The 24901-nt window shown below is 68.1% G+C and carries 23 protein-coding genes; 16 read left to right on the top strand and 7 right to left on the bottom strand.

Annotation, left to right across the window (positions count from 1 at the left end):
• Positions 1-32: 32 nt before the first annotated feature.
• The 4 genes from RJ1_RS06235 to RJ1_RS06220 all read right to left on the bottom strand — a co-directional run bounded on the left by RJ1_RS06235 (position 33) and on the right by RJ1_RS06220 (position 5071).
• Complete coding sequence (locus tag RJ1_RS06235) at positions 33-1511, bottom strand: aldehyde dehydrogenase (RefSeq protein ID WP_073359087.1); 1479 nt, start codon at positions 1509-1511, stop codon at positions 33-35.
• Complete coding sequence (locus RJ1_RS06230; protein WP_073359086.1) at positions 1508-2431, bottom strand: TauD/TfdA dioxygenase family protein; 924 nt, start codon at positions 2429-2431, stop codon at positions 1508-1510. Before RJ1_RS06230 ends, RJ1_RS06235 begins: the two co-directional genes overlap by 4 nt.
• Before the next feature lie 165 nt (positions 2432-2596).
• The gene (locus RJ1_RS06225) at positions 2597-3724 is read right to left on the bottom strand and encodes an NDMA-dependent alcohol dehydrogenase (RefSeq protein ID WP_073359085.1); all 1128 of its coding nucleotides are present in this window, start codon (positions 3722-3724) and stop codon (positions 2597-2599) included.
• A 54-nt stretch (positions 3725-3778) separates the two neighbouring features.
• Positions 3779-5071 carry an MFS transporter gene (locus RJ1_RS06220; RefSeq protein ID WP_073359084.1) on the bottom strand — a complete coding sequence of 431 codons (1293 nt, stop codon included), beginning with the start codon at positions 5069-5071 and terminating at the stop codon, positions 3779-3781.
• 414 nt (positions 5072-5485) lie between these two features.
• Here RJ1_RS06220 and RJ1_RS06215 point away from each other — a divergent pair, with 414 nt between their 5' ends.
• Positions 5486-6565: an ABC transporter ATP-binding protein gene (locus RJ1_RS06215; RefSeq protein WP_073359083.1), complete on the top strand. Its 1080-nt coding sequence runs from the start codon at positions 5486-5488 to the stop codon at positions 6563-6565.
• A 2-nt stretch (positions 6566-6567) separates the two neighbouring features.
• Here the strand turns inward: RJ1_RS06215 and RJ1_RS06210 are convergent, their stop codons facing one another.
• Positions 6568-7584, bottom strand: a complete 1017-nt coding sequence (locus RJ1_RS06210) for a LacI family DNA-binding transcriptional regulator (protein ID WP_073359082.1) — start codon at positions 7582-7584, stop codon at positions 6568-6570.
• A gap of 182 nt (positions 7585-7766) precedes the next feature.
• On the opposite strand from RJ1_RS06210, the gene RJ1_RS06205 reads away from it, so the two are divergent.
• From RJ1_RS06205 to RJ1_RS06165, 9 genes are all read left to right on the top strand, one after another.
• Positions 7767-9452, top strand: a complete 1686-nt coding sequence (locus RJ1_RS06205) for a glycoside hydrolase family 13 protein (RefSeq protein WP_073359081.1) — start codon at positions 7767-7769, stop codon at positions 9450-9452.
• A complete protein-coding gene (locus RJ1_RS06200) occupies positions 9449-10714 on the top strand; it encodes an ABC transporter substrate-binding protein (protein ID WP_073359080.1) in 1266 nt (421 codons plus the stop codon). The genes RJ1_RS06205 and RJ1_RS06200 overlap by 4 nt, the downstream gene beginning before the upstream one ends.
• A gap of 12 nt (positions 10715-10726) precedes the next feature.
• A complete protein-coding gene (locus RJ1_RS06195; protein WP_073359079.1) occupies positions 10727-11764 on the top strand; it encodes a carbohydrate ABC transporter permease in 1038 nt (345 codons plus the stop codon).
• A 3-nt stretch (positions 11765-11767) separates the two neighbouring features.
• Positions 11768-12655, top strand: a complete 888-nt coding sequence (locus RJ1_RS06190; RefSeq protein ID WP_073359078.1) for a carbohydrate ABC transporter permease — start codon at positions 11768-11770, stop codon at positions 12653-12655.
• A gap of 112 nt (positions 12656-12767) precedes the next feature.
• The gene (locus tag RJ1_RS06185; protein WP_073359131.1) at positions 12768-13979 is read left to right on the top strand and encodes a low temperature requirement protein A; all 1212 of its coding nucleotides are present in this window, start codon (positions 12768-12770) and stop codon (positions 13977-13979) included.
• A gap of 163 nt (positions 13980-14142) precedes the next feature.
• Positions 14143-15393 (top strand): molybdopterin-dependent oxidoreductase, encoded by a 1251-nt coding sequence (locus RJ1_RS06180; protein WP_073359077.1) that lies wholly within the window; start codon positions 14143-14145, stop codon positions 15391-15393.
• A 1-nt stretch (position 15394) separates the two neighbouring features.
• A complete protein-coding gene (locus RJ1_RS06175) occupies positions 15395-15907 on the top strand; it encodes a hypothetical protein (RefSeq protein ID WP_073359076.1) in 513 nt (170 codons plus the stop codon).
• Complete coding sequence (locus RJ1_RS06170; protein ID WP_073359075.1) at positions 15904-16560, top strand: methyltransferase domain-containing protein; 657 nt, start codon at positions 15904-15906, stop codon at positions 16558-16560. Before RJ1_RS06175 ends, RJ1_RS06170 begins: the two co-directional genes overlap by 4 nt.
• Before the next feature lie 92 nt (positions 16561-16652).
• Positions 16653-17324, top strand: coding sequence for a hypothetical protein (locus tag RJ1_RS06165; protein WP_073359130.1), 672 nt, complete (start codon positions 16653-16655; stop codon positions 17322-17324).
• Between the two features lie 38 nt (positions 17325-17362).
• On the opposite strand, the gene RJ1_RS06160 is transcribed toward RJ1_RS06165, so the two are convergent.
• Positions 17363-18775, bottom strand: a complete 1413-nt coding sequence (locus RJ1_RS06160) for a hypothetical protein (RefSeq protein ID WP_073359074.1) — start codon at positions 18773-18775, stop codon at positions 17363-17365.
• A gap of 20 nt (positions 18776-18795) precedes the next feature.
• Here RJ1_RS06160 and RJ1_RS06155 point away from each other — a divergent pair, with 20 nt between their 5' ends.
• Genes RJ1_RS06155 through RJ1_RS06140 form a run of 4 tightly spaced genes read left to right on the top strand, consistent with a single transcriptional unit; the run spans position 18796 to position 22004 of the window.
• Positions 18796-19602, top strand: coding sequence for an S-methyl-5'-thioadenosine phosphorylase (locus RJ1_RS06155; RefSeq protein ID WP_073359073.1), 807 nt, complete (start codon positions 18796-18798; stop codon positions 19600-19602).
• Positions 19599-20666: an NAD-dependent epimerase/dehydratase family protein gene (locus RJ1_RS06150; RefSeq protein WP_073359072.1), complete on the top strand. Its 1068-nt coding sequence runs from the start codon at positions 19599-19601 to the stop codon at positions 20664-20666. Before RJ1_RS06155 ends, RJ1_RS06150 begins: the two co-directional genes overlap by 4 nt.
• Positions 20659-21333, top strand: coding sequence for a glycosyltransferase family 2 protein (locus tag RJ1_RS06145; RefSeq protein WP_073359071.1), 675 nt, complete (start codon positions 20659-20661; stop codon positions 21331-21333). Before RJ1_RS06150 ends, RJ1_RS06145 begins: the two co-directional genes overlap by 8 nt.
• A complete protein-coding gene (locus RJ1_RS06140; RefSeq protein ID WP_073359070.1) occupies positions 21330-22004 on the top strand; it encodes a TIGR04282 family arsenosugar biosynthesis glycosyltransferase in 675 nt (224 codons plus the stop codon). The genes RJ1_RS06145 and RJ1_RS06140 overlap by 4 nt, the downstream gene beginning before the upstream one ends.
• Positions 22005-22011: 7 nt before the next feature.
• Here RJ1_RS06140 and RJ1_RS06135 read toward each other — a convergent pair whose 3' ends face one another.
• Positions 22012-22701: a TetR/AcrR family transcriptional regulator gene (locus RJ1_RS06135; RefSeq protein WP_073359069.1), complete on the bottom strand. Its 690-nt coding sequence runs from the start codon at positions 22699-22701 to the stop codon at positions 22012-22014.
• Between the two features lie 220 nt (positions 22702-22921).
• On the opposite strand from RJ1_RS06135, the gene RJ1_RS06130 reads away from it, so the two are divergent.
• Positions 22922-23827: a metal-dependent hydrolase gene (locus RJ1_RS06130; protein WP_073359068.1), complete on the top strand. Its 906-nt coding sequence runs from the start codon at positions 22922-22924 to the stop codon at positions 23825-23827.
• Positions 23824-24891: a PDR/VanB family oxidoreductase gene (locus tag RJ1_RS06125; protein ID WP_073359067.1), complete on the top strand. Its 1068-nt coding sequence runs from the start codon at positions 23824-23826 to the stop codon at positions 24889-24891. The genes RJ1_RS06130 and RJ1_RS06125 overlap by 4 nt, the downstream gene beginning before the upstream one ends.
• Positions 24892-24901: the final 10 nt, after the last annotated feature.

Raw genomic sequence — 24901 nt, 5'->3', positions numbered from 1 at the left:
TAACCAACCGACTGGGGAGCAGTACGGGCGGACTACCGCACGGGCAGGGCGATGGTCTTGGACTCCAGGAACGACGCGAGACCGTCGGCGCCCATCTCCCGGCCGATACCGGAGTGCTTGTATCCGCCGAACGGCGCCGTCGGCTCGGTGGCAAACCCGTTGACGGTGATCGTGCCTGTGCGGATCCGCCGCGCGATCTCGATACCGTGGTCCTGATCGGCCGTGAACACGGCACCGGAGAGACCGAAGTCGGAGTCGTTGGCGATCCGGACCGCGTCGTCCTCGTCGTCGTAGGGCAGCAGACACACGACCGGCCCGAAGATCTCCTCCCGCGCGATCCGCATGGAGTTGTCGACGTCGCCGAACAGGGTGGGCCGGACGTAGCAGCCGCCTTCGAGGCCGTCGGGAACGCCGCCCCCGGCGAGCAGGGTGGCACCCTCCTCCAGTCCGATGCGGAGATAGTCGAGGTTGCGCTCCTGCTGCCGGCGCGTCACCATCGGCCCCACCTGGATGGCCGGATCCAGCGGATCACCGACCACGAGAGCCGACACCGCGGCCGTCAGCCGCTCGGCCACGTCGTCGTAGCGACTGCGCGGCGCCAGGACCCGGGTGAGGGCGACGCACGCCTGGCCGCTGTTCAGCGTCCAGGAGGCGGCGGTGATCGCGGCGACCGCTGCGTCCAGGTCTGCGTCGGGCAGGATCAGTGCCGCGGATTTTCCCCCGAGTTCGAGGGTCACTCTCGTGAGATTGCCTGCGGCCACTTCCATCACACGCTTTCCGGCCGCCACGGAACCGGTGAACGAGACCTTGTCGATGCCGGGATGCGACACGAGGTACTCGCTGACTTCGCGGCCCGCCGGCAGCACGCTGAGCACTCCGGCCGGCAGTCCCGCCTCCTCCGCGACCTCGGCCAGCAGATTGGCGTCGAGCGGGGTCTCCGGTGACGGCTTGAGCACCACGGCGCACCCCGCAGCCAGCGCCGGTCCCAACTTCAGCGAAGTGACGAACTCGGGAACGTTCCACGGAACCACGGCCGCAACGACACCCACGGGCTCGCGGCGGATCAGCACCGGATTCTTCAAGCCATCACGGCGTTCCTCGAACGGAAAGCTGCGGGCGATCTGCGCCGCAACGGCATACATGGCGGCCGGTGCCGCCGCCTGCGCGGCCAGGCTCCAGCGGATCGGCGAGCCGTTCTGCCGGGTGATCAGGCGCGCCATTTCGGGGACCCGCGCTTTCAGTCCTTCGCTCAGCCGCATCAGGACCGACAGCCGTTCCTCGAGGGGAAGTCGCGGCCACGCACCGTGATCGAAGGCGTCGCGTGCAGCCGCGACCGCAGCGTCGACGTCGGCGCGGCTCGCATGCGGAACCCGTCCCACCGGTTCACCGTTGTGCGGATTCACCACCTCGATGACGTCCGACCCGGCCGGTGTCACCCACCGCCCTCCGACGAAGAGCTCCTTGTACTCGATAAAGTCGCAGTCGATTCCCGCGGTCTTCGGCGCGCTCATCGGGTCACCCCAACCGGGCGGTCGCCGACGATGGAAATCCGCTCCATCACGCGCCGCGCCGGGTGGTAGTCACTCGACGCGTAGTGCTGACAGGTCCGGTTGTCCCAGAAGGCAATGGTGTTCGGACGCCACCGCAACCGAACCTGGAACTCCGGACGCGAGATGTGCCGATACAGGCGGCTCAGGATCTCGTCCGACTCGGACGGCGAGACGTCCAGAATGTGTTGGGTGAAGGCGATATTGACGAACAGCACGCGGCGCCCCGTCTCCGGAATCACCCGCACCACCGGATGCTGCACGGCGGGCAGGTGCGGCCGCAACGCATCGACGGCGTCCCCCGGCATCCCCTTCCCGAACGTGTGGATCCAGTCGTGTTCGGCAACGAGGTGATCGATGCGGTCACGGAGATCCTCGGGCAACATGTCGTAGGCCGCGCCGGTGTCCGCCCACAGGGTGTCACCACCGACCGGCGGAATCTCGACCGCGCGCAACACCGCGGCCAGCGACGGCTGGGCGTGCCAGGTGACGTCGTTGTGCCAGTTGTTCTCGGTGCCGACGTTCGCCATGTCCTTGGCGAACGTCGCGACGTCCACGTCGGTCTGACAGGGCTGCACGTATTTGAAGAACGGGTGCTGTTCGAGATCGCCCCAGCGCGAGGCGAATCCGCGATGGTCCGCCCGCGAGATGTCCTGGTCGCGGAAGAACAGCACCTTCCAGTCGAGCAGGGCCGTCTTGATCTCCGCCATCGTCTGTTCGTCGAGGTCACCACCCAGCCGGACGCCACCGATCTCGGCGCCGATGGTCGGGGCGACCGGGTGGACGGTGATCCGCTCGTACCCCGACGTGTCGTGGGGCGGGTGCGCGACCAGCGGTCCGAACGGCGACAGCACGGGGGCCGTGGTTGCGTAGGTCGTCTGCATGCTTCTACTCCTTCGAGGATGTGGCGAGAACGAGCTCGGGATGCATCGGGTGACTCCAGGCGGGTGGTTCATCGGCCGGCACCCGGTTTCCACCTCACTTGTGGTCCGAGTCACAAACGCCACTTTAAGGATGCATCCTTAAAGTGGCAATGCCGGCCGTCGTTCTCAGTAATCCGCATCCGAGAGTTCGATGACACCGCGCAGGTTCTTGCCGGACAGCATGTCGTCGTAGCCCTGATTGATGTCCTCGAGGCGGTACGTCCGGGTCACGAGTTCGTCCAGCTTCAGCGATCCACTCCGGTACAGGTTCAACAGTTTCGGAACCTGCGTCCGCGGACTGGCACCGCCGAAGATCGTTCCCTGAATGCGCTTTTCGAGCATCGACAGCATTCCCAGATCGATGCTCGTCTTGCCTGCATCGGTGGGGCCGACGGCGGTGACGACCACCGTGCCGCCCTTCGCGGTCAGGTCGAGTGCCGGCTGAATCATCTCGCCGTCCATGACACCGACGGTGAGCACCGTGACATGGGACATCTGGCCCCACGTCAGGTCGCGGATCCGGTCGGCCGCCTCGGCCATCGACGAGAACGCGTGTGTCGCTCCGAACGCGAGAGCCTGTTCGCGCTTGAATTCGACCGGGTCGATGGCGATGACGAACCGTGCACCCGAATGTGCGGCGCCCTGGACGGCATTGATCCCGATGCCACCGCAGCCGACGACCACCACCGTGTCGCCCACCCGGCTACCACCGGCTTCCGTCGCCGAACCCCATCCCGTGCACACTCCGCATCCCAGCAACGCCGCCCTGTTCAGCGGGATGTCCTTCTCGATCTTGATCACCGCAGCGCTGTGGACGGTGACGTAGGGGGCGAAGGCACCCACCAGAGCCATCGCGTAGACGGGACTGCCGCCGGACGTCGTCCGGAACGAACCGTCCGAGATCGCGCGGCCGGTGCCGATCGCCGCGCCCTTGTCGCACAGGTGTTGCATCCCCCGAGCACACGGCCCGCAGATACCGCACGCCGGTGTGAAGGCGAGGACGACGTGATCGCCCTCCTCCACGGTCGTGACACCCGGACCGACCTTCGTCACCACACCGGAGCCCTCGTGACCGCCGAGCATCGGAAAGAACGGCGGAGTACGGTCACCGCTCCGGTAGTGATGATCCGAATGACACAGCCCGGACGCAGCGATACGTACCTGCACCTCCCCCGCAATCGGATCGCCGAGATCGAATTCCTCGATCTCCCAATCCCGTCCGGCTCCGCGCAGGATCGCGCCCTTGATCTTCATACGAACCTCTTCTCGCTGGTGGATGAATGATGAAACCGACCGACCCGGCCCGCGTCACCGGGAGTTGGTCGCCGAGTCCCGGTCCGGGTTGATCAACAGAACGCTGACGATCGCGCCGACGACCATGACGCCGCCGAGAATCAGGAACCCCTCGCGGTAGCCGGCGGCCGGAGTCGCGGCCGAGGTCACGATGTGCCCGAGGACGAGCGGCGAGATGACACCGGCGCTGCTGTACACGGCGACGATGAACCCGAGCACCGCTCCGCGCTGCCGGGGGGCGACGACGTCGGAGACCGCCGTCAAGGTGACACCCGCCGCCGCGCCGGCCAGCGAGGCACCGAAGATGATGAAGACGAGGTTGAGCAGCCCGCGGTCGAGCAGCGCGAATCCGACCGTGCTCACGCCCGCGCTCGCCAGCATGAGCGAGGGCAGCACGCCGCGCGACATCCGGTTCGCGACCCCCCGCTTGGTCATCATCCGCGACGCGACGCCCGCAGCAACCACCAGGATCGCCGTCGCCGCATACGGCAGAGCGACCAGCGTTCCGGCGGTTTCCTTGTCGTAGCCGAGTCCGTTGTGCAGGTACAGGGGCAGCCAGCTGATCTTGACGGCACTGCTGCAGTACGTCGCGAACATCAGGACAGCGACACCCAGCACGGTGCGGTTCCGGAGGATGCTCGACCACGACATCCGTGCGTCGCCGACAGCCTCCTCGACGGTGAGCGCGTCGAGGACGCCGCCTTCACGCCCGAACTGCAACCACAACGGCACCCACACGAGCCCGGCAATCACCAGCACCGCGAAGGCCGCGTGCCACGACTGATTGACGATGACCATGGTGAGCACCGGAGCCGCGATCACCGGACCGAGTCCGGCACCGGCGACGATGACCGAGGTGGGAATCGTGCGGCGATCCGCGGTGAACCAGGTGTGCGCCACCGCGACGGCCATCGCAGTGGCCGGCCCTTCCGCAAATCCGAGCATCATCCGGGACGCGATGAGCACCTCGTAACTCTCACTCCACACCATCGGCAGGAGACTGAGCACCCACAGCACCGCGGTCCCGGCGAGCAGGTACTTCGCCTTCACCCGGCCGATGAGAATGCTGCCGAGGATCGACCCGGCCGCGAAGCACCAGAAGAAGCTGCTCTGAATGATCCCGAACTGCTGCGCGTCGATGTCCATGTCACGCATGAGGTCGGCGCCGGCCAGGCCGACGACGATCTTGTCTGCGTAGTTGACGATCAAGAATCCGCACAGAAGCGCGACGACGATCCACGCCCGTCGCGACGACACCCTCCCGCCCGTCCGCGTAGTGATTGCCCGGCCCAGTTCGTCGACGCTCATCGAACCTCCTCCATTGCGCCACCGAGTTGTGGCAGAACTGCCGAGGCGCGCGATTCCCGCCGCCATCGGCGTGAGAGGAGTAAATCAATAATCGTTAACTGTGGCAAGAGTCACATCCAAAACTGCCAGGCATTGCCTGCATTTGTTGCGCACTTCGATGCCGCTTGCGCAATACGGAAGTATTCAGTCGTTCACTACGCGGGATGTCGAAGTCGCCCGCCGCTGGACGAACGGGACGCTCGTTCGATCTGACGCAACGAGCGTCCCGTTCGTCCGAAGGGACGTGGATGGCGGGCGCTCGAGTGGACAAGCCCTGTGATCTGCGCCATAGTTCTCTCCCGTCGGCACAAGCCGGCGCGCCCCTGACACTCGGATCGTCCGGCACGTTCCTGCCGGTGGAGGGATTCATTTCTCATGGCAACAATCACGTACGACCGCGCGACCAGACTCTTTCCCGGGTCCGACGTTCCCGCGGTCGATCAACTCGACCTGCACATCGAGGACGGCGAGTTCCTCGTTCTCGTCGGCCCGTCCGGCTGCGGCAAGTCCACGTCGCTGCGGATGCTCGCCGGCCTCGAGGAGGTCGACGGCGGGCAGATCCTGATCGGCGGCCGCGACGTCACGCATTCCGAACCCAAGGACCGCGACATCGCGATGGTCTTCCAGAACTACGCGCTCTACCCCCACATGACGGTCGCGGAGAACATGGGCTTCGCCCTCAAACTCGCGGGCACCGACAAGTCCGAAATCCGCAGGCGCGTCGGGGAAGCCGCCGACATGCTCGACCTCCGCGACTACCTGGACCGCAAACCGAAGGCCCTGTCGGGCGGGCAGCGACAGCGAGTTGCCATGGGGCGAGCCATCGTTCGCCAGCCACAGGTATTCCTGATGGACGAGCCGCTGTCGAACCTCGACGCGAAGCTGCGGGTGCAGACCCGGACGCAGATCGCACAGTTGCAGCGCCGCCTCGGCACCACCACCGTCTACGTCACGCACGACCAGGTCGAGGCCATGACGATGGGCGACCGGGTGGCGGTCCTCAAGGGCGGCGTGCTGCAGCAGTGCGCGTCCCCCCGCGAGCTGTACCGCCGGCCGGCGAACGTCTTCGTCGCCGGTTTCATGGGCTCACCGTCGATGAACCTGTTCACCGTGCCCGTCACCGACGGCGGCGTGCAGATCGGCGACCAGCTGGTTCCCGTTCCCCGCGACGCTCTCACCGCGGCGGGCAGCGAGGTGATTTTCGGGATCCGGCCCGAGCACGTCGAGATCGCCGACACCGGCGGCCTGAAGCTCGAGATCGACGTCGTCGAGGAACTCGGCTCCGAGGCGTTCGTGTTCGGCCGGACCACCGTCAACGGGCGGACCGAGAGCCTGGTCGCCCGGGTCGACTGGCGCAACCCGCCCGAGAAGGGGCAGGTCGTGCACGTCCGCGTCGACGAGGCCCACGCCCACCTCTTCGCCACCGACGCTACGGGTGAGCGTCTGGTGGGCTGACGTCAGAGTTCCGGAGGGCGGGCGGTCGAGCCCCGAACCACCAGGTGGGTCGGGAGCACGACCGCCCGTTCCGTCGGTTCACGGCCACCGAGCAGTTCCACGACCACCCTGCCGGCCGCCGCCCCCTGCTCGCCCACCGGCTGCCGGACGGTGGTGAGGTCGGCCAGCTCGGCCGTCGGGTGGTCGTCGATGCCGATCACCGACATCCCGGCCGGGACGGGAATACCTGCACGTCGCAGCGTGCGCAGGGCTCCGACGGCGACCTCGTCCGAATGGCAGAACACCGCGGTGGGCACCTCGGCGCGGCTGAGCAGCAGTTCCATGCCGCGCTCGCCGCCGTCGATTCCCCAGGGAACGGTGACGGTGCAGTCGTCGTCCAGTCCGGCGCCGGTGAGTGCGGCATGGAAACCCGTCACCCGGGCGATGTCGCCCTCCCACGACCGGCCTTCCGGGTCCACCGTGCGGATCATTCCGATCCGGGTGTGGCCGATCCTGATCAGGTGCCCGACGGCCTGGCGCGCGGCGAGTTCGTCGTCGATCCGGACGGACGGAAACGCACCGGCGTGCGCGCCGATGACGACCACGGTCACGTCCATCTCCTCGAGCCGCGCCCGCTCCGGCCCGGTCAGCGGAAATGCCACGGCGATGACGGCATCGACCTTGCGGCGCAACGGAAGCCGCTCGAAGAACGATTCGCGCTGGGACGACTCCTCGAGGCAGTACAGCAACACGTCCAGGTCGGCGGCGCGGAGTTCGTGCTCGATGCCGGCGAGAATCTTCGAATAGAACCAGGCGTCGATCCACGGCACCACGACGGCCACCCGGCCCGTCGCGCCGCCCGACAGCTTCGACGCCTCGGGTGAGATGACGTACGCCAACTCGTCCGCGACCCGCTGAATTCGCAGACGCGTCGCTTCGGACACGCCCCGCTCGCCGCGCAACGCGCGCGACACGGTGGCGATCGAGACTCCGGTGCGGCGCGCGACGTCGGCCATGTTGACGGATTGCTTGGGAATCACGTTTCCACAGTAAGCGAGCAACGCAAATATTTGCGTAGTTTCCTCACAGCTCCCGCGCCGCTGTAGTGCGCAAAAGAAATCACCCTGTTCGAGTTGACAGCCCCCTGTGACGTGCCTCACGCTATTTACGCAAACGTTTACGCATCACATTTCCCATCCCATCCCCACACCGAGGAGATTCGATGACCCAGTCCGTGGAGTCGACCGCAACCACCGTCGCGAGCCGGCACCCAGAAGCCTGGTGGAAGACAGCCGTCGTCTACCAGGTCTACATCCGCAGCTTCGCCGACGGGAACGGCGACGGCATCGGCGACCTCACCGGCTTGCGGTCCAAGCTGCCCTACCTCGCCGACCTCGGTGTCGACGCCGTGTGGATCAATCCCTGGTACCCGTCGCCGATGGAGGACGCCGGCTACGACGTGGCCGACTTCCGTGACATCGAGCCGTCGTACGGCACGCTCGCGGAGGGTGAGGCGTTCATCGCCGAGGCCCATGAGCTGGGCATTCGCGTGATCCTCGACATCGTGCCCAACCACACGTCCAGTGCCCATCGCTGGTTCGAGGCCGCACTGCGCGACGAGCCGGGCGCCCGCGACCGGTACATCTTCCGGCCGGGTCGCGGCCCGGCCGGTGACCAGCCGCCCAACGACTGGCAGAGCGCATTCGGCGGTCCCGCGTGGAGCCGCCTGGACACCGGCGAGTGGTACCTGCGCCTGTTCGCCCAAGGCCAGCCCGACCTCAACTGGGAGCACCCCGAGGTCCGCGCGGAGTTCGAGGACATCCTGCGCTTCTGGTTCGACAAGGGCGTCGACGGCTTCCGCATCGATGTCGCCCACGGCCTGGCCAAGGATCCCGCACTGCCCGACGCCGGTGAGCGCCTTGCCGGTTCGCAGCACACCGACCCGCACCCCGCGTGGGATCAGGACGCCGTCCACGAGGTGTACCGGGGCTGGCGGGCCGTCGCCAACACGTACGCCGACCGCGTCTTCGTCGCCGAGGCGTGGGTGCCCAGCAACGATCGCCTGGCCCGCTACCTGCGCCCCGACGAACTCCACACGGCGTTCCAGTTCGACTTCCTGCGCGCCCCTTGGCGTTCCGCGAGCATTCGCGCCGTGATCGACGACGCGCTCGAGCAGGCGGCCACCGTCGGCGCACCCGCAACATGGGTGCTCTCCAACCACGACGTGCCCCGCACCGTCACCCGCTACTCCCGCTCACAGCCCGACCACCTCGTCGAAACCGACTGGGAGCGCGCCCGCTGGGCGCTCGAGGAACCCGATCACGAACTCGGCCGTCGTCGGGCCCGCGCCGCCGCTCTCCTGCAGTTGGCGTTGCCCGGCACCGCATACATCTACCAGGGCGAGGAACTCGGACTGGAAGAGGTCGAGGACCTTCCCGACGACGTCCGTCAGGATCCGACGTGGTTCCAGACCGGCTTCACCGACTGCGGTCGTGACGGCTGCCGGGTCCCGATTCCGTGGTCGAACGACGCAGTGCCGTACGGTTTCTCCCCGTTCGACGCGGAGGAGGACACCTGGCTTCCGCAGCCCGGGCACTGGGCCCCACACACCGCGCAGGCGCAGGCCGGCCATCCCGAGTCGTTCCTCACGCTGTACCGCGAGGCGCTGGCACTGCGACGCGACTTCTTCGACACCCCGCATGCCGTCGAGTGGCTCGACACACCCCGCGACGTGCTCGCGTTCGCACGCGGCGCGGTGCAGTGCTGGGTGAACACCGGCACGGAACCGATCGCACTTCCCGAAGGACTGACCGTCGTGCTCGGTTCGGTCGCCGGCATCACCGGCGGCATGCTCCCCACCGACACCGCGGTGTGGCTGTCGGAACCGGGCACGGGTGAATCACGATGAAGCGGATCGCCGCCTGCGCGGTGGCCGTCGGCGTCCTGTTCGCGGCGACGTCCTGCGCCGATCAGGGCATCGACGCCGCCGCGCAGGCGGAGAAGGAGAATCTCGACGGCCGCGGGCCCATCACCTACGTGCAGGGCAAGGACAACTCGAACGTCATCCGGCCGCTCATCGACGAATGGAACGCCACCCACCCCGGGGAGGAGGTGACGTTCAAGGAGCAGTCCGACCAGGCCGACCAGCAGCACGAGGACCTGGTGCAGCACTTCCAGTCCCGCGATTCCGGCTACGACGTCGCCAACGTGGACGTCGTGTGGACGGCCGAGTTCGCGGCCCGCGGATGGCTGCAACCGCTCGAGGGCCCGATGGCGATCGACACGTCCGGCCTGCTTCCGGCGACGGTCGCGGGCGCCACGTACGGGGACGTCCTCTACGCCGCGCCGCAGACCAGTGACGGCGCGCTGCTCTACTACCGGACCGACCTGCTGGACCATCCGCCCGCGACGTGGGACGAACTGATCGGCACGTGCGGGACCGCGCAGCAAGCCGGAATCGGCTGCTATGCCGGACAGTACGCCAAGTACGAGGGGCTGACCGTCAACGCCTCCGAGGCCATCAACACGGCAGGCGGGTCGATCCTCGGACCGGACGGCGTGACCCCCACGATGAACACCCCCGAGGCCAAGGCGGGGCTGCAGTCGCTCGTCGACGCCTACCGCTCCGGTGCGATCCCCCGCGAATCCGTCACGTTCCAGGAAGAGCAGGCACGGCAGGCGTTCCAGAGCGGCGATCTGCTGTTCATGCGCAACTGGCCGTACGCGTACAGCCTGATGGACGGCCAGGGCAGTTCCGCCGTGGCGGGCAAATTCGCGGTGGCGCCACTGCCGGGGAAGAGCGGGCCCGGGCACTCGACACTCGGCGGGCACAGCGCCGCGATCAACGTGTACTCGGAGCACAAGGCCACCGCGTCGGACTTCCTGAAGTTCTTCCTGGAGAAGAAGTCGCAGTCGTTCTTCCTCTCGCAGGGATCGCTCGCCCCCGTCCGCGCCGACGTCTACGACGACCCGGACCTGATCGAGCAGTATCCGTACCTCCCGACACTGAAGACGTCGATCGAGAACGCCGTGACCCGGCCGGTCACCCCGTTCTACCCCGCGGTCACCCGGGCCGTGCAGAACAACGCCTACGCCGCGATCAAAGGCGAGAAGACGGTGGACCAGGCCGCCGCCGACATCCAGTCCGCGATCGCCGCGGCCGGGTCCTAGAGGAGTTATCCGATGACCGTTCACGAACTCTCACTCGAGGAGAGCCCCTCTCTTCCGCACCGGGACCGCGGGAGGGCCGGGGAACCCGAACCCGCGCGCCCGAGGAAGGGCCCCGGCAAGGCAGCGATGTTCCTGATCCTGCCCACCATGATCCTGCTCGGCATCGTCGTCCTGTACCCGGTGGTCAGCGCGATGGTGATGTCGCTGTTCAAGGACCCGACGATCGATCCCGCCACCGGCAAGTTCGTCGACCGGGGTTTCGCGGGACTGTCGAACTACACGCACTGGCTGTTCCAGCGGTGCACCGACACGACCGGCGCGTCGGTGTCCTGCCCCGGCGGCACCCTCGGATCGCTGTTCTGGCAGTCGATGTGGGTCACCGTGTTCTTCACCATCGTCACGGTCGTCATCGAGGTCGCGCTGGGACTGTGGTTCGCCACCATCATGAACCGGGCGTTCCGCGGTCGCGCACTGCTGCGCACCAGCATCCTCGTGGCCTGGGCGATCCCGACCGCCGTCACCGCGAAACTGTGGTACTTCGTATTCGCCTACGACGGCATCGCCAACAAACTGCTCGGCACAGAGATCCTGTGGACCGGTGACACCTGGCCCGCACGGTTCGCCGTCGTGATCGCCGACGCCTGGAAGACCACACCGTTCGTGGCGTTGCTGATCCTCGCCGGACTGCAGATGGTGCCCGCCGAGGTATACGAGGCCGCCCGGATGGACGGTGCCAACGCCTGGCAGCGGTTCCGGTCGATCACGTTGCCCCTCATCAAGCCGGCCATTCTGGTGGCGGTCCTCTTCCGCGTCCTCGACGTCCTGCGGATCTACGACCTTCCGGCGATCCTCACCGGCGGCGGTGGCGGCGACGGCACAGCCACCACCACGCTGTCGATCCTGGTGATCGACCAGATGCGCCAGGGTTTCAACAGCGCGTCCGCCCTCTCCACGATCACGTTCCTGTTCATCTTCGCCGTCGCCTACGCACTGGTGAAGGTGATGGGCGTCAACGTGATCGACACCCAAGAGCAGCAGCGAAAGGCCTGACCCATGTCCACAGCAGTCGTCACACCGGGGATACCCCGGCCCACGGTGGCACGCCGGCGCCGGGGACCGTCGCTCGCATCCATCCGCACCTACCTGGGCCTGGCGGTGATCGTCGTCTGGGGTCTGGCGCCCGTCTACTGGATGGTCGTCACCGCCTTCCGGCACTCCGACTACACGTTCGACACCACCCCGTGGCCCACCCACGTCACGCTGGAGAACTTCGCGAGCGTGTTCTCGACGGAGGCGGGCAACCACTTCGGCAGGGCACTCGTCAACAGCACCATCATCGGCGCCGTCACCACCGCGATCGGTCTCGTCGTCGGCGTCGGCACCGCCTACGCCCTGGCGCGGCTGCAGTTCCGGGGCAAGCACGCCGTCCTCGGCATCATCCTGGCCGCATCGATGTTCCCGGGTGTCGCCGTCCTGACACCGCTGTTCCAGCTGTTCACGTCGATGGGCTGGTTCGGCACGTATCAGGCGTTGATCATCCCGAACATCTCCTTCGTGCTGCCCCTCACCATCTACACCCTCACCGCGTTCTTCAAGGAACTCCCGTGGGAACTCGAGGAAGCGGCCCGGATCGACGGGGCCAGCAGGCGGCAGGCCTTCCGAATGGTGTTGCTGCCCTTGGCCGCACCCGGCCTGTTCACCACCGCGATCCTCGCGTTCATCGCGTCGTGGAACGAATACCTGATCTCGAGTCAGCTGTCGAACGACATCACCCAGCCGGCCACCGTCGCCATCGCGCAGTTCGCGGGAAGCAAACCGCACGAGGAACCGTTCACGTCCGTGATGGCGGCCGGCACCGTCGTCACCATCCCGCTCGTGATCATCGTCCTGCTCCTCCAGCGCCGCATCGTGTCCGGCCTCACCGCCGGCGGCGTCAAGTAAATGCGGCTCCGCCGCCCGTGAGTACTTATTAACCGCCCGTGGTTAACAAGTACTCACGGGTCGCGGCTCGTCTGACTTTCCCGTGCCGCCTTCCGGTGGCAGCATTCTCCTCGTGACCTTCGCCCATCGTTTCCGTCCCCGTCTCGTCGAAGAGCGTGCGTCGGTATCGCCGCTCGAGCTGTTCTTCGACCTCGTCTTCGTCTTCGCGCTCACCCGGGTCACCGACCTGATGGCCGAGGACCCCACCGGGGTCAACCTGCTGCGCGGCGCCCTGGTGATGGCCGTCCTGTGGTGGAGTTGGGTGGGCTACGCCTGGCTCTGCAACCTCGTGCGCGCCGACGAGGGCATCGTGCGGTTGGTGATGTTCGGCGCGATGGGTGCCATGTTCATCACCGCGTTGACCATCCCCGAGGCGTTCGACGACCTGGCGGGCGGACTCGACGGTCCCGTCATCTTCGCCCTCGGCTACTTCGTCGTCCGGCTGCTGCACCTGGTGATGTTCTGGGTCATCAGCCGCACCGACCCGCAACTGCGCGGCCAGGTGCTGCGTTTCGCGCCGAGCATGGTCACCGGCACCGTCTTCCTGCTCATCGCGTCACAGCTCACCGGCACGGCTCAGACAGTGATGTGGATCCTCGCCCTCGCCGGTGACTACGTGGGCACCCTCATCGGCGGCACCGACTGGCGGTTGCGGTCGGTGAGCCACTTCGCCGAACGGCACGGGCTCATCATCATCGTCGCGCTCGGCGAGTCGATCGTGTCGATCGGCATCGGCGTCGCCAGCCTCCCGATCTCGTGGGCGATCATCGTCGCCTCGTTGCTGGGACTCGCGGTGTCGGGACTGCTGTGGTGGTCGTACTTCGACGTCACGTCGCTGGCCGTGGAGCACGCGTTCGAGGAGGCGACCGGTGCGCGTCAGATCAAGATCGCCCGGAACTGCTACAGCTTTCTGCACCTGCCGATGGTGATCGGGGTCGTCATGCTGTCGCTGGGGTTGAAGAAGATCCTGTCGTACGTCGGCGACGGCAACCATCACCGGCTCACCGACCCGCTGTACGGGTGGCCGCTGATCGCGCTGTTCGGTGGGGCGGCGCTGTACCTCCTCGCGCTCGTCGCGTTCAAGGCGTACGCGACGAGGTCGGTCACCGTGCCGCGCGTCGTGACGGCGATCGTGCTGATCGCGCTGATTCCCGTCGTCTGGCACATCCCCGCCCTCGCCACACTGGGCGTGCTCACTGCGGTCCTGCTCGCGATGATCGGATACGAGATGGTGCGCTACGACCAGCCCCGCGACGAGATCCGGCACGGTGCCTCGCACCCGTGAGTACTTGTCAACCGCCCGCGGTTGACAAGTACTCACAGGGGGGGACCCGTCCCCCATAGCACCGGCACCGAATTACCTGTGACGTTCGAGGCCCTCGAGCCGAAGGGACAGATTCACCATGAGCGACCACCCCGAGCCCGCAGTCTCCCCCTGAGTTCCGACCATGTCCGGTAACTCTCGCGGCCCACGGCTACGCAGTCCACTGCGCGGACCGTGGCTGACCTCGGTGTTCGGTCTGGTTCTGCTGATCGGGCTGCCCATCGTCGTCGTCACGGGCCTGCTGTCGTACATCGCGTACGGACCGCAGTTCGGGCAGGCCCGGCCGGGCGACGTCGGCTGGTTGCACCTGCCGTACTTCGCCTGGCCCACCCGGCCGACGTGGTTGTACCGGCTGACGCAGGGACTGCACGTCGGTCTGGGACTGATCCTGGTTCCGATCGTCCTCGCGAAGCTGTGGTCGGTGATCCCCAAGCTGTTCGTGTTCCCGCCGGTGCGGTCGGCGGCCCAGGCTCTCGAGCGACTGTCGCTGATCGCCCTGGTCGGCGGTGCCCTGTTCGAGATCATCACCGGCGTCCTGAACATCCAGTACGACTACATCTTCGGCTTCGACTTCTATACGGCCCATTACTGGGGCGCGTGGGTGTTCATCGCCGGCTTCGTCACGCACACCGTGCTGAAGGTGCCGCTGATGGTCCGGTCGCTGCGTTCGCGTTCGTTCCGCGACGTCCTGCGCACGTCTCGCGCCGACACACGGCCCGAGCCACCGGACGACAACGGCCTCGTCGCCGACGATCCGACCCCGCCGACGATGAGCCGGCGCGGCGCGCTCGCCCTGGTCGGTGGCGGCGCCGCCCTCGTCGCCGTCCTGTCGGTCGGGCAGACCACCGGCGGGTTCCTGCGCAATGCCGCGCTGCTTCTCCCCCGCGGCCGCTCGTACGGCGACGGCCCCAACGACTTTCAGATCAACCGCACAGCGGCGGCCGCGCAGATCACCCCGGAGCAAACGGACGACACGTGGCGACTGTCGGTGACGGGTGGTGCGGCGCCGGTGCAGCTGAGCCGGAATCAACTGCACGCGATGACGCTGCACAGCGCGTCGCTTCCCATCGCGTGCGTCGAGGGATGGTCGACCACCGAGACGTGGACCGGGGTGAGGCTGCGTGATCTCGCGACTGCCGCCGGGGTGACGGCGTTCGGCTCGGCGAAGGTGACGTCGCTGGAAAAGTCCGGCGCGTTCAACCAGGCGGTACTCACCGCCGATCAGGTGGGCGACGCCGATGCCCTGCTCGCCCTCGACGTCAACGGCGCGGAACTGTCCCTCGACCACGGCTATCCGGCCCGCATCATCGTCCCCGCCCTGCCCGGTGTCCACAACACCAAGTGGGTGCAGGCCATCGAATTCCGGGAGGAGTGAGATGCGCCGATTCGCCCGCTTCTACGGCGCCAACCCACTGCACCTGCTGGCCGTGCTGTTCAGCTTCGCACTCGCGGGATACGCGGTCGCGGTGGTCGGGCCGGACACCCTGTGGAATCCGGACGTGTGGTGGAAGTCCATCGCCGTGTGGTTTCTCGGCGCGGTGATCGCCCACGACCTCGTGCTGTTCCCGCTGTACGCGCTCGCCGACCGATCCCTGAGGTCGGGACTCGACGCGATGCGCGGCCGGAGACGTCGACGCCCCCGGTCGGTTCCGGCGTTGAACTACATTCGCATACCGGCTCTTGCGTCCGGGCTGACGCTGCTCCTCTTCCTGCCGGGGATCATCGAGCAGGGCGCCGACGCGTACCTCGCCGCGACGGGGTTGACGCAGGAACCGTTCCAGGCCCGCTGGCTTCTGCTCACCGCCGCGTTCTTCGCGGTGTCCGCCGTGGCGTATGCCATCCGACTCGCACTGTCCCGCAACGGCGACGAGGTGCGGGGCTCACGATGAGAACCGACGTGTCCACGGACCTTCTGCTGCGACGCGCGTCGGCTGGGCTCCCGTGCTGGGTGCGGGATGCACGAGGAACGCGCCGCGCCCTGCCGCTCGGCCGGTGGATGGGCGGCGACGCGGCCTCCCTCTCCGATCGGATCGCCGACCGTGTGATGCTCACCGGGTGCCACGGCGCGACCGTCGATCTCGGGTGCGGTCCGGGGCGACTCACCGCGGCGCTCGTGTCCGCCGGCGTCACGGCACTGGGTGTCGACTCTTCCTTCACTGCAGTGCAATTGACCATCCGACGCGGGGGCTTCGCGTTGCATCGGGACATCTTCGCGCCGCTGCCGCGGTCCGGTCACTGGGACCGGGTGCTCCTCGCCGACGGCAACATCGGCATCGGCGGAGAACCGGTTCGGGTGCTCCGTCGCGCGCGGGAACTGCTGCAACCACACGGAATCGTGATAGCGGAGGTGGATCCACCGAGCACCGCCGGAGTCCGCTACGACCTCTTGCGCTGGGAGACGGAGCATCTCGTCGGCGAGTGGTTCGCCTGGGCCGGTGTGGGGGTCACGGCCATGGCCGCGGTGGCACGCGCGGCGGGACTTCGGGTGATCGACGTTCTGGAACATGCGAATCGGTATTTCGTGCGGATGGAACGGGCGTAGCGCATTCTCTCCCATCCGATGTGGGAGTTGCGTCGAATACCTAGTGAACATCCACCCGTTACCCCTTCCGCAGGAAAGGTTGTTTGATCATCATGTCGAACTATCGAAAAGCACTCGTCACCGCGGCCATCGGCGCACTGGCACTCGCCCCGCTGGCCGCATGTTCGAGCAACGATTCGAGTACGTCCGCGCCCGCGCCCGCAGCCGCGACTTCCGCCCAGCCCGACCCCGCCGCCCAGGTCGACAACCTGTCCGGCGTAAGTACCGCTGTGGCACTCGATCCCGGATTCACCGGGGCACTGACGACACTCGGTCTCACCCCCGGGGTGGTGGGCACGGCAACCCTCGCCGACGGGTCGGTGAGCTTCCCCATCACCGGCGGCAACGTGAAGTACTGGGAGCCGGGCACGGTCGATCCCTACGTTCAGGGTGAGATCATGCACGACGGCAGCGGATTGTCGCTCGCCGCACCGGGAACCACGGTCGAGCTGACCGATTTCACGATCGATCCGGGCACCTCCCTCCTCACCGGCGACGTCAGCGTCAACGGCGCATCGGCCGCCACCGATGTGGTGTTGTTCGATCTCAACGGTCGCACGTTGAAGCCCCTGCAGACGGGTCCGAACGACACCGCCATCCTGCAGGGAACCGAGGTGAAGATGTCGGCGGACGCTGCCGGTCTGCTCAACGAGACGTTCAAGACGGACGCCGTGACGCCCGGCCTGCTCGTCGGTGTCGCCACCATCACGATCGCCACGAAGTGATCGTTGGCCCGCGAATGGCATCTCGGACGCGCAGGTCGTCACCAGTTGGTGAACAACAGGTGGTTGACGGCCAGCGCGCCGAGGGCCTGCACCGCGAGCCAGAACCGATGGCTGCCTCTCGGCAGGAGGGCGGGGGCGGCCAGGATCCACATCTCGAACGGCAGCCAGATCCGCTCCGTCTCCGCCTTGCTCAACGCGCTCAGGTCGGCGATCACGACCGCCAGGAGCGCGGTGAGCACGAGGACGGGAACCGGCGACAGCGTCCGGATCCGCGACCACGCGAAGACCCGGGGCAGTGCGGCGGGTACCGCCAGACCGACGGCGCAGACGAGGGACGCGAAGTTGGCCCATCCCCAGTACGCGAAGGGGCGATCCGACGCGATGCCCTGGTAGTAGCGTTCCTGGACCAGTTGGTAGCCGTCGAACCACCAGAATCCGTACGCGGTGAAGACGGCCGCGACCGCGAGAGCCCCGACCAGCGCCCCCACCAGCGGTCGGGCCGTGCGGGCGATCAGCAGGACCGCGACCGCCGGAATCGCCATCAACCCGAGTCCGTAGCTGAGGTAGACGCCGAACCCGAGCAGCATGCCTGCACCGACGGCGACCGACACCGGGAACCGGACGGCGCCTCCCGCCGACACTGCGAGCAGGGCAATCCCCCACGCCACGACGCCGGCGAACAACGCGTCCGCCGACACGGCCACCCAGATCGCGGCGGGCGCGAGGGCGAGAAACGGCGCCGCCCGGCGTGCCGTCGCCTCGTCACCGAGCGCGCGGACCGCGACGATCACAGCGGCCCCGGCGCTGGACCCGACCGCGACGCACAGCGCGGACGCCCACGCACCGCCGTCGAGTCCGATCCGGTCGAGCCACACGAACGTCAGCAGCGCACCGGGCGGATGCCCGGACACGTGGGTGGTCCACGAATCGGGCTGCAGGTCCAGGATCCGGTCCGCAAACCCCCGCAGCGTCGCCGGGATGTCGGTGATGCCCGGGACCTCGTGCAGGTACTCGTCGGTGGAGGTCAGGCGGCCGGCGAATCCCCGCTGCCAGCCGTCGACCAGCGCGAGCGCCATCGCCCACGCGGCGGACACGAGCCACACCCCGACCGTGAGGCGGCGCCACGACAGCGTCTGTGCCAGCCCGGGACCCCACACGACGACCGCCGCCGCGACGACGATCGCGACCGGAGTCCCCCACCCGAAGTGGACGTCGCGGAAACCGAACAGCGGCGCGGCGTCCGCGAAGTCCCGCACACTCCTCGCCGTGCGGTGGACGATGGGGGTGATCGTCTCGTTTCCCAGGTGTGGAACGACGAACGCGACCACCACGAGAACCAGGGCGAGCCCGGCGCCGACGAAGTCGCGGTAGAGAAAGTTCCGCTCCTCGGCGCGCTGTGGGGATCCGATGACGTCATCTCCTTCGACGAAAGCCGCACTCGCGCCCAGCATAACGACGGAGGATGGAGCGTATGACCGCAACGAGTTCACCCGGCACGTCCCGTGCGGACGTCGCCGTGATCGGAGGGAGCGGCTTCTACTCGTTCTTCGACGAGGGAGCCGCGGAAGTCACGATCGACACGCCGTACGGCGCCCCCAGCGCCCCGATCACGGTCGGCGACGTCGAGGGCAGACGGGTCGCGTTCCTCCCCCGGCACGGTGCGCAGCACGAGTTCGCGCCCCACACGATCCCCTACCGCGCGAACCTGTGGGCGTTGCGGATGCTCGGTGTGCGGCGGGTGTTCGCACCGTGCGCCGCGGGCAGCCTCACCACCGACCTCGGTCCGGGCGCGATGGTCGTGCCCGACCAACTGGTCGACCGCACCAGCGGTCGCACACAGACGTTCTTCGACGGTGGCGGCGTGCACGTCCAGTTCGCCGACCCGTACTGCGCCGATCTGCGGAAGGCCGCCTCTCGACCGGGCACCGTCGAGGACGGGGTGCTGGTGGTGGTCGAGGGACCGCGATTCTCGACGCGCGCGGAGAGCGCGTGGTTCGCCCGGCAGGGCTGGACGCTGGTGAACATGACGGGCCATCCCGAGGCGGTTCTCGCCAGAGAACTCGAAATGTGCTACGCCACCATCGCTTTGGTCACCGATCTCGATGCGGGAATCGAGGCCGGCACCGGGGTGCGCGCCGTGGACGTGTTCGCCGAATTCCAGCGCAACCTCGAGTCGCTGAAGACGCTCGTGCGGTCCGCGATCGCCGCGGCCCCCGAAGGACCGTGCGAAGCCTGCCGCGTCCACGAGGGTGTGACCCTGCCGATCGAGTTGCCGTGACGAGAACACGGATACTGCTTACGGGCGCAGCCGGATTCATCGGCGGCCACATCCGCGTCGCACTGGACGACGCCGGATTCGACGTCGTGGCCGTCGACGCCCTGCTGCCGTCCGCGCACGGAGCCGACGCCGAACCACCGAACGGGGTCGTGTGTGCCGACGTCCGCGACCTTCCGGCCCTGACGGCGCTGCTGCGGGGCGTGGACGTGGTGTGCCATCAGGCCGCCGTCGTCGGCGCCGGTGTGGATGCGGGCGACGCGCCGGCCTACGCCAGCCACAACGACTTCGGCACCGCGACCTTACTGGCGGCGATGCGCGAGTCCGGGTGCAGCCGACTGGTACTCGCCTCGTCCATGGTCGTGTACGGGGAGGGTCGGTACCGCAACGTGCGCGGTGAGTTCGTGACACCCGCTTCCCGCCGGCCCGCGGACCTCGACGCGGGGATCTTCGACGACCAGGACCCGGAAACCGGCGAACCACTCGAGTGGGCTCTGGTGGCGGAAGATTCGCCGCTGCGACCGCGGAGTCTCTACGCCGCCAGCAAGGTCGCGCAGGAAAACTATGCCCTCGCCTGGTCGCTGTCCACCGGCGGTTCGGTGACGGCACTGCGCTATCACAACGTGTACGGCGACCACATGCCGCGCAACACCCCGTACGCCGGGGTAGCCGCGATGTTCCGGTCCTCCCTCGAGGCCGGCGAACCCCCGCGCGTGTTCGAGGACGGCCGGCAGACGCGGGACTTCGTGCACGTCCACGACGTCGCGGCGGCCAACGTGGCCGCGGTCGACGGCGCACTGCAGGGCTTCTCCGCGTTCAATGTGTGCTCGGGACAACCGATCACGATCGGCGAAGTGGCCGCGACTCTCGCCCGCTCCTACGGCGGCCCCGCACCCGTCGTCACCGGCGAGTACCGTCCCGGCGACGTGCGGCACCTCGTCGCCGACCCCCGGTCGGCCCGGGAGACGCTGGGGTTCCGGGCGCGCATCATGCCCACCGAGGGGATCGCGGCGTTCGCGCACGCGCCCCTGCGGAACGCGGCGGCGGCAGGACCTCCCCGTGTCTGAGCGCGCGCCGATCACGCCGCGGGACGTCACCGTCGTCATCCCGTGCATGAACGAGGCCGGATCCCTGCCCGCAGTGCTGGCCGCGGTGCCCCACGAGTACCGGACGGTGGTGGTGGACAACAACTCCACCGACGGCACCGCCGACGTCGCCCGCGCCCACGGTGCGTCGGTGGTGCCGGAGCAGGTCCCCGGATACGGTTCTGCCGTTCACGCCGGGGTGCTGGCCGCCAGGACACCGGCGCTCTGCGTGCTGGACGGCGACGGCTCGATGGACCCGGGTGAACTCCCGGGACTGGTGGCGGCCTTGAACTCCGGCGCCGATCTCGCGGTGGGACGGCGCCGGGCCGACCGGCGCGGAACGTGGCCGCTGCACAGCAGGATCGGCAACGCCGTCCTCGCCGCACGTCTCCGACGCCGGTACGGGTTGCCGATCCACGACCTCGGCGCCATGCGGGCCGTGCGCAGGCAGGACCTCCTCGAATTGGGCGTCGACGACCGCAGGTCCGGCTACCCCCTGCAGCTTCTCGTCCTCGCGGGCCGCGCGCACTGGCGGGTCGTGGAGCACGACATCACCTACCGTCCGCGCACCGCCGGCACGTCGAAGGTGTCGGGTTCGGTGAAGGGCACGTTCGTCGCCGTCCACGACTTCTGGAAGGTGATCGGGTGACTCTCGACGTCGCGGTACTCGTGGTCGCGAAGGCGCCGGTTCCCGGTTTCGCGAAGACCCGGCTCGCACGGGAGGTCGGCGACGTCCGCGCCGCCGACCTCGCCGCCGCCTCGCTGCTGGACACGCTCGACGCCGTCATCGGCGCCCGCGTCGCGCAGCAGGTGGTCGCGATGACCGGCGACCTCGGCCGGGCGGTCCGCGGTCCCGACATCACGGCCGCACTGGACCGTTTCACGGTGATGCCGCAACGGGGTGACGGCTTCGCCGCGCGACTGGTGAACGCCCACGCCGACACGTTCGCCGCGTTCGGCCTGCCGGTCCTCCAGATCGGTATGGACACCCCGCAGGTGACGGCGGGGCTGCTCGCGGAATCGGCAGCCCTACTCACCGAGCGGGCGGGCCGCTGTGTCCTCGGGCTGGCGGAGGACGGCGGGTGGTGGATTCTCGGTGTCCCCGACGCGGTTTCGGCGGAGGCGATACGCCCGGTTCCCACGTCGAGTCGGGACACCGGGCGCCTCACCCGGGAGGCCCTGCTCGCGGCGGGCGCCGAGGTGCTGTCGCTGCCGACGCTCCGCGATGTCGACTACGCGACCGACGTCGCACCGGTCGCCGCGCTCTGTCCCGCGTCCAGCCGCTTCCGCCGTGAGTACTTATTAACCGCGGGCGGTTAATAAGTACTCACGGGGACTTGATGCGAGCCAGCGCGAGGTAGAGCGGTTCGGTGGGGTCGAGTTCGATGCCGTTGCGACGAAGGAACGCGTCGAGCACACCCCACACGAGGGGCGCGACCTGGTCGACGAAGTACTCGGGGTCCGGTTTCGCCGCACCCTTCGACGATTCGAGCCACAGGTCGGTGGTCGACACCATGATCCCGACCGCCGCCCGGGCGGTGAAGCGGACGTCCGACACGTCGGCCGACACGGAGTCGAAGATGGTCGACGCCACTCCGGCGAGCCGGTTGGTGAGGTCGCGTTCGACGTCGAGGGACAGGGCAGACCCTCCGCCGTCCTGCTTCAGTTCGCCGTCGGCGAGGAAGCGGAAGACGTTCGGGTGCTCGGCGACCACCTCGGCGTAGCCGGTGATCGCGTGGTGCAGCGCCTCGTGCGGTGTGGTCAGGAGAAAGTTGAACCTGGGTGCGACCAGTTTGTAGACGTCGTTGGTCGTGCGGTCGGCGATGGCCTTGTAGAGGTCGGCCTTGTCTTCGAAGTGCCGGTAGAGCCGGGGCTTCGTCGCCCCCGCTTCCTGCGCGATGTCGTTCATGCTCGGGCGGGGGCCGTGCGCGTCGATCACCCGGTAGGCCGCGTCGATGAACTCCTCACGGGCGCGCGCCCGCCGGTCCCACGACCGTGGTGTGCCTTCTTCTGCCACTTCGCCTGCACTCCGAATACTCGTAGGACCGCGTGCCGATACCCAGGGTACGGGACCCGGTTCCGGCGACGGCAGTAGTGGTTGACACCGAACTTCGCCGGTGTGACACTCGACTCGCACAAAACGTAACCGCGGGTAACGCTCATCGTGTCTCGCGGTACCAGCGGCCACTCGGCCGGACGGCGTCCCTCGCCCGAAGCCGACTTCGAGGAGATCACTGATGGCACTGCGGAACGGAAAGAAGGCCGACCGGATCGACGTCGATCCCGGCGAGGTCACCTTGCAGGCACGCAACGTGACGTTCGACTGGTCGCGGACGCCGTTGCACTGGATTCCCGGCGAGCCGATCGCCTCGCACACACTCAGCGCGATCAACCTGATCCTTCCCGAGGGCGAGCGGTGGTTCTGCGCCACGTTCACCGAGGCGTTGCCGCTGATCAACGACGACAAGCTCCGTGCCGACGTCCGCGGGTTCATCGGGCAGGAGGCGATGCACGCCGAGACCCACAACGTGGTGCTGTACGAATTCCTGGACGCTCACGACGTCGATCCGCGGCCGTTCGTCCTGCAGTCGGAGTTCCTCATGCGGAAGGTCCTGGGTCGCAGGGAGATGAGCAGTGCCCGCGCCCAGCGGCAGCAGCTCGTCGAGCGGCTCGCGTTCATCGGCGCGATCGAGCACATGACGGCGTTCCTCGGCGACTGGATCCTCAACGCGCGCCTCGAGGACTTCGACGCCGACCCGAGCATGACGGACCTGTACCGCTGGCACGGCGTGGAGGAGGTCGAGCACCGCAACGTCGCGCACGACGTCGCCATGTACTTCGGCGTCGGGTACTTCCGCCGCAATCTCGCCATGCTGGTGTCGTACCTCGCGTTTCTGGTGGTGATGACGCGCGGGCTGAAGTTCATCGTCCGCGCCGACCCGACCATGCGCGACCGCGGCTACTTCTCCCTGTGGATGGGGCTGTTCGCCGCGATGCGCCGCGGTTCACTGCCCGGCCTGACGAGCCTGTTCCGGGGTGCACTCCGATATCTGCACCCCCGCTACTCGCCGCAGGCCGAGGGCGACACGGCACAGGCGATCGCCTACCTGGCCAAGTCGCCGGCGGCGCGGGCAGCGGCGTGACCCCGACGTACCCGGCACCGACGTCCGTCCCGGGCGACCTCTGGGGCAAGCGCCGACGCGACCCGTTGCTGCGTGCCGTCGCCGGTGTCACCACCGCGTACATGCGCTCGCTGCGCTTCCTGTACCGCACCGATCTCACCCCGCCGGTCGGCGACGGCTGCCGGCGACTGCTGGTGCGTGAGCGCCGGGTGGTGGCGCACGACGAGAACGTCGTGAGCCTCACGCTCACCGCCCCCGGCGGAGGGGAACTCGACCAGTGGCGTCCGGGTGCGCATCTCGACCTGGAGCTGCCGTCCGGGCTGCGGCGTCAGTACTCGCTGTGCGGCGATCCGGCGGACAGTCGTGCGTACACCATTGCGGTGCGGCGCATTCCCGACGGCGGTGGCGGTTCGCGCGAGGTCCACGACATCCTGCACCCCGGAGCCTCGGTGACGGTCCGCGGCCCGTTCAACGCGTTCCCGCTGGCACTTCCCGGGCACGGATCGACGGCGGACCGACTGCACTTCGTCGCGGGCGGAATCGGGATCACCCCCATTCTTCCGATGGCGCGACTGGCCCATCGGCTCGACCTGGACTGGTCGATGGTCTACACCGGCCGCAACCGGGAGTCGTTGCCGTTCCTCGACCAACTTGCCGAGTTCGGCGACCGGGTGACCGTGCGCACCGACGACGACGGCGGAATGCTTCCCGCGGCTGAACTACTCGGCACCGTGAGCGACACCGCAGCCGTGTACTGCTGCGGGCCGATCCCGCTGATCGCGGCGGTCGATGCCGCGTTGCCGCCCGGCACCGAATTCCACTACGAGCGGTTCTCGCCGCCACCGATCGTCGACGGACGGCAGTTCGAGGTCGAACTCGCCCGCACCGGCGAGGTCGTCCGCGTTCCCGCCGACCGGACCGCGCTCGACGCGATCTCCGAAGTGCGCCCCGGACTTGCCTTCTCCTGCCGGCAAGGGTTCTGCGGAACCTGCGCCGTCCGCGTGGAGGACGACAGCCGGACGTCCGGCCAGATGCTGTTGTGCGTCGACCGCACGGACGGCGAACGCGTCGTTCTGGACATCTGACAACACCTTC

It is taken from the genome of Rhodococcus jostii NBRC 16295 (assembly GCF_001894825.1).
GTDB lineage: Bacteria > Actinomycetota > Actinomycetes > Mycobacteriales > Mycobacteriaceae > Rhodococcus_F > Rhodococcus_F jostii.
This window is presented reverse-complemented; position numbering and strand designations above follow the sequence as displayed.

Coding starts and splice junctions, on each gene's coding strand:
- RJ1_RS06235 (WP_073359087.1), bottom strand. CDS start 1,511: ATGAGCGCGCCGAAGACCGCGGGAATCGACTGCGACTTTATCGAGTAC.
- RJ1_RS06230 (WP_073359086.1), bottom strand. CDS start 2,431: ATGCAGACGACCTACGCAACCACGGCCCCCGTGCTGTCGCCGTTCGGA.
- RJ1_RS06225 (WP_073359085.1), bottom strand. CDS start 3,724: ATGAAGATCAAGGGCGCGATCCTGCGCGGAGCCGGACGGGATTGGGAG.
- RJ1_RS06220 (WP_073359084.1), bottom strand. CDS start 5,071: ATGAGCGTCGACGAACTGGGCCGGGCAATCACTACGCGGACGGGCGGG.
- RJ1_RS06215 (WP_073359083.1), top strand. CDS start 5,486: ATGGCAACAATCACGTACGACCGCGCGACCAGACTCTTTCCCGGGTCC.
- RJ1_RS06205 (WP_073359081.1), top strand. CDS start 7,767: ATGACCCAGTCCGTGGAGTCGACCGCAACCACCGTCGCGAGCCGGCAC.
- RJ1_RS06200 (WP_073359080.1), top strand. CDS start 9,449: ATGAAGCGGATCGCCGCCTGCGCGGTGGCCGTCGGCGTCCTGTTCGCG.
- RJ1_RS06195 (WP_073359079.1), top strand. CDS start 10,727: ATGACCGTTCACGAACTCTCACTCGAGGAGAGCCCCTCTCTTCCGCAC.
- RJ1_RS06190 (WP_073359078.1), top strand. CDS start 11,768: ATGTCCACAGCAGTCGTCACACCGGGGATACCCCGGCCCACGGTGGCA.
- RJ1_RS06180 (WP_073359077.1), top strand. CDS start 14,143: ATGTCCGGTAACTCTCGCGGCCCACGGCTACGCAGTCCACTGCGCGGA.
- RJ1_RS06175 (WP_073359076.1), top strand. CDS start 15,395: ATGCGCCGATTCGCCCGCTTCTACGGCGCCAACCCACTGCACCTGCTG.
- RJ1_RS06170 (WP_073359075.1), top strand. CDS start 15,904: ATGAGAACCGACGTGTCCACGGACCTTCTGCTGCGACGCGCGTCGGCT.
- RJ1_RS06165 (WP_073359130.1), top strand. CDS start 16,653: ATGTCGAACTATCGAAAAGCACTCGTCACCGCGGCCATCGGCGCACTG.
- RJ1_RS06160 (WP_073359074.1), bottom strand. CDS start 18,775: ATGCTGGGCGCGAGTGCGGCTTTCGTCGAAGGAGATGACGTCATCGGA.
- RJ1_RS06155 (WP_073359073.1), top strand. CDS start 18,796: ATGACCGCAACGAGTTCACCCGGCACGTCCCGTGCGGACGTCGCCGTG.
- RJ1_RS06130 (WP_073359068.1), top strand. CDS start 22,922: ATGGCACTGCGGAACGGAAAGAAGGCCGACCGGATCGACGTCGATCCC.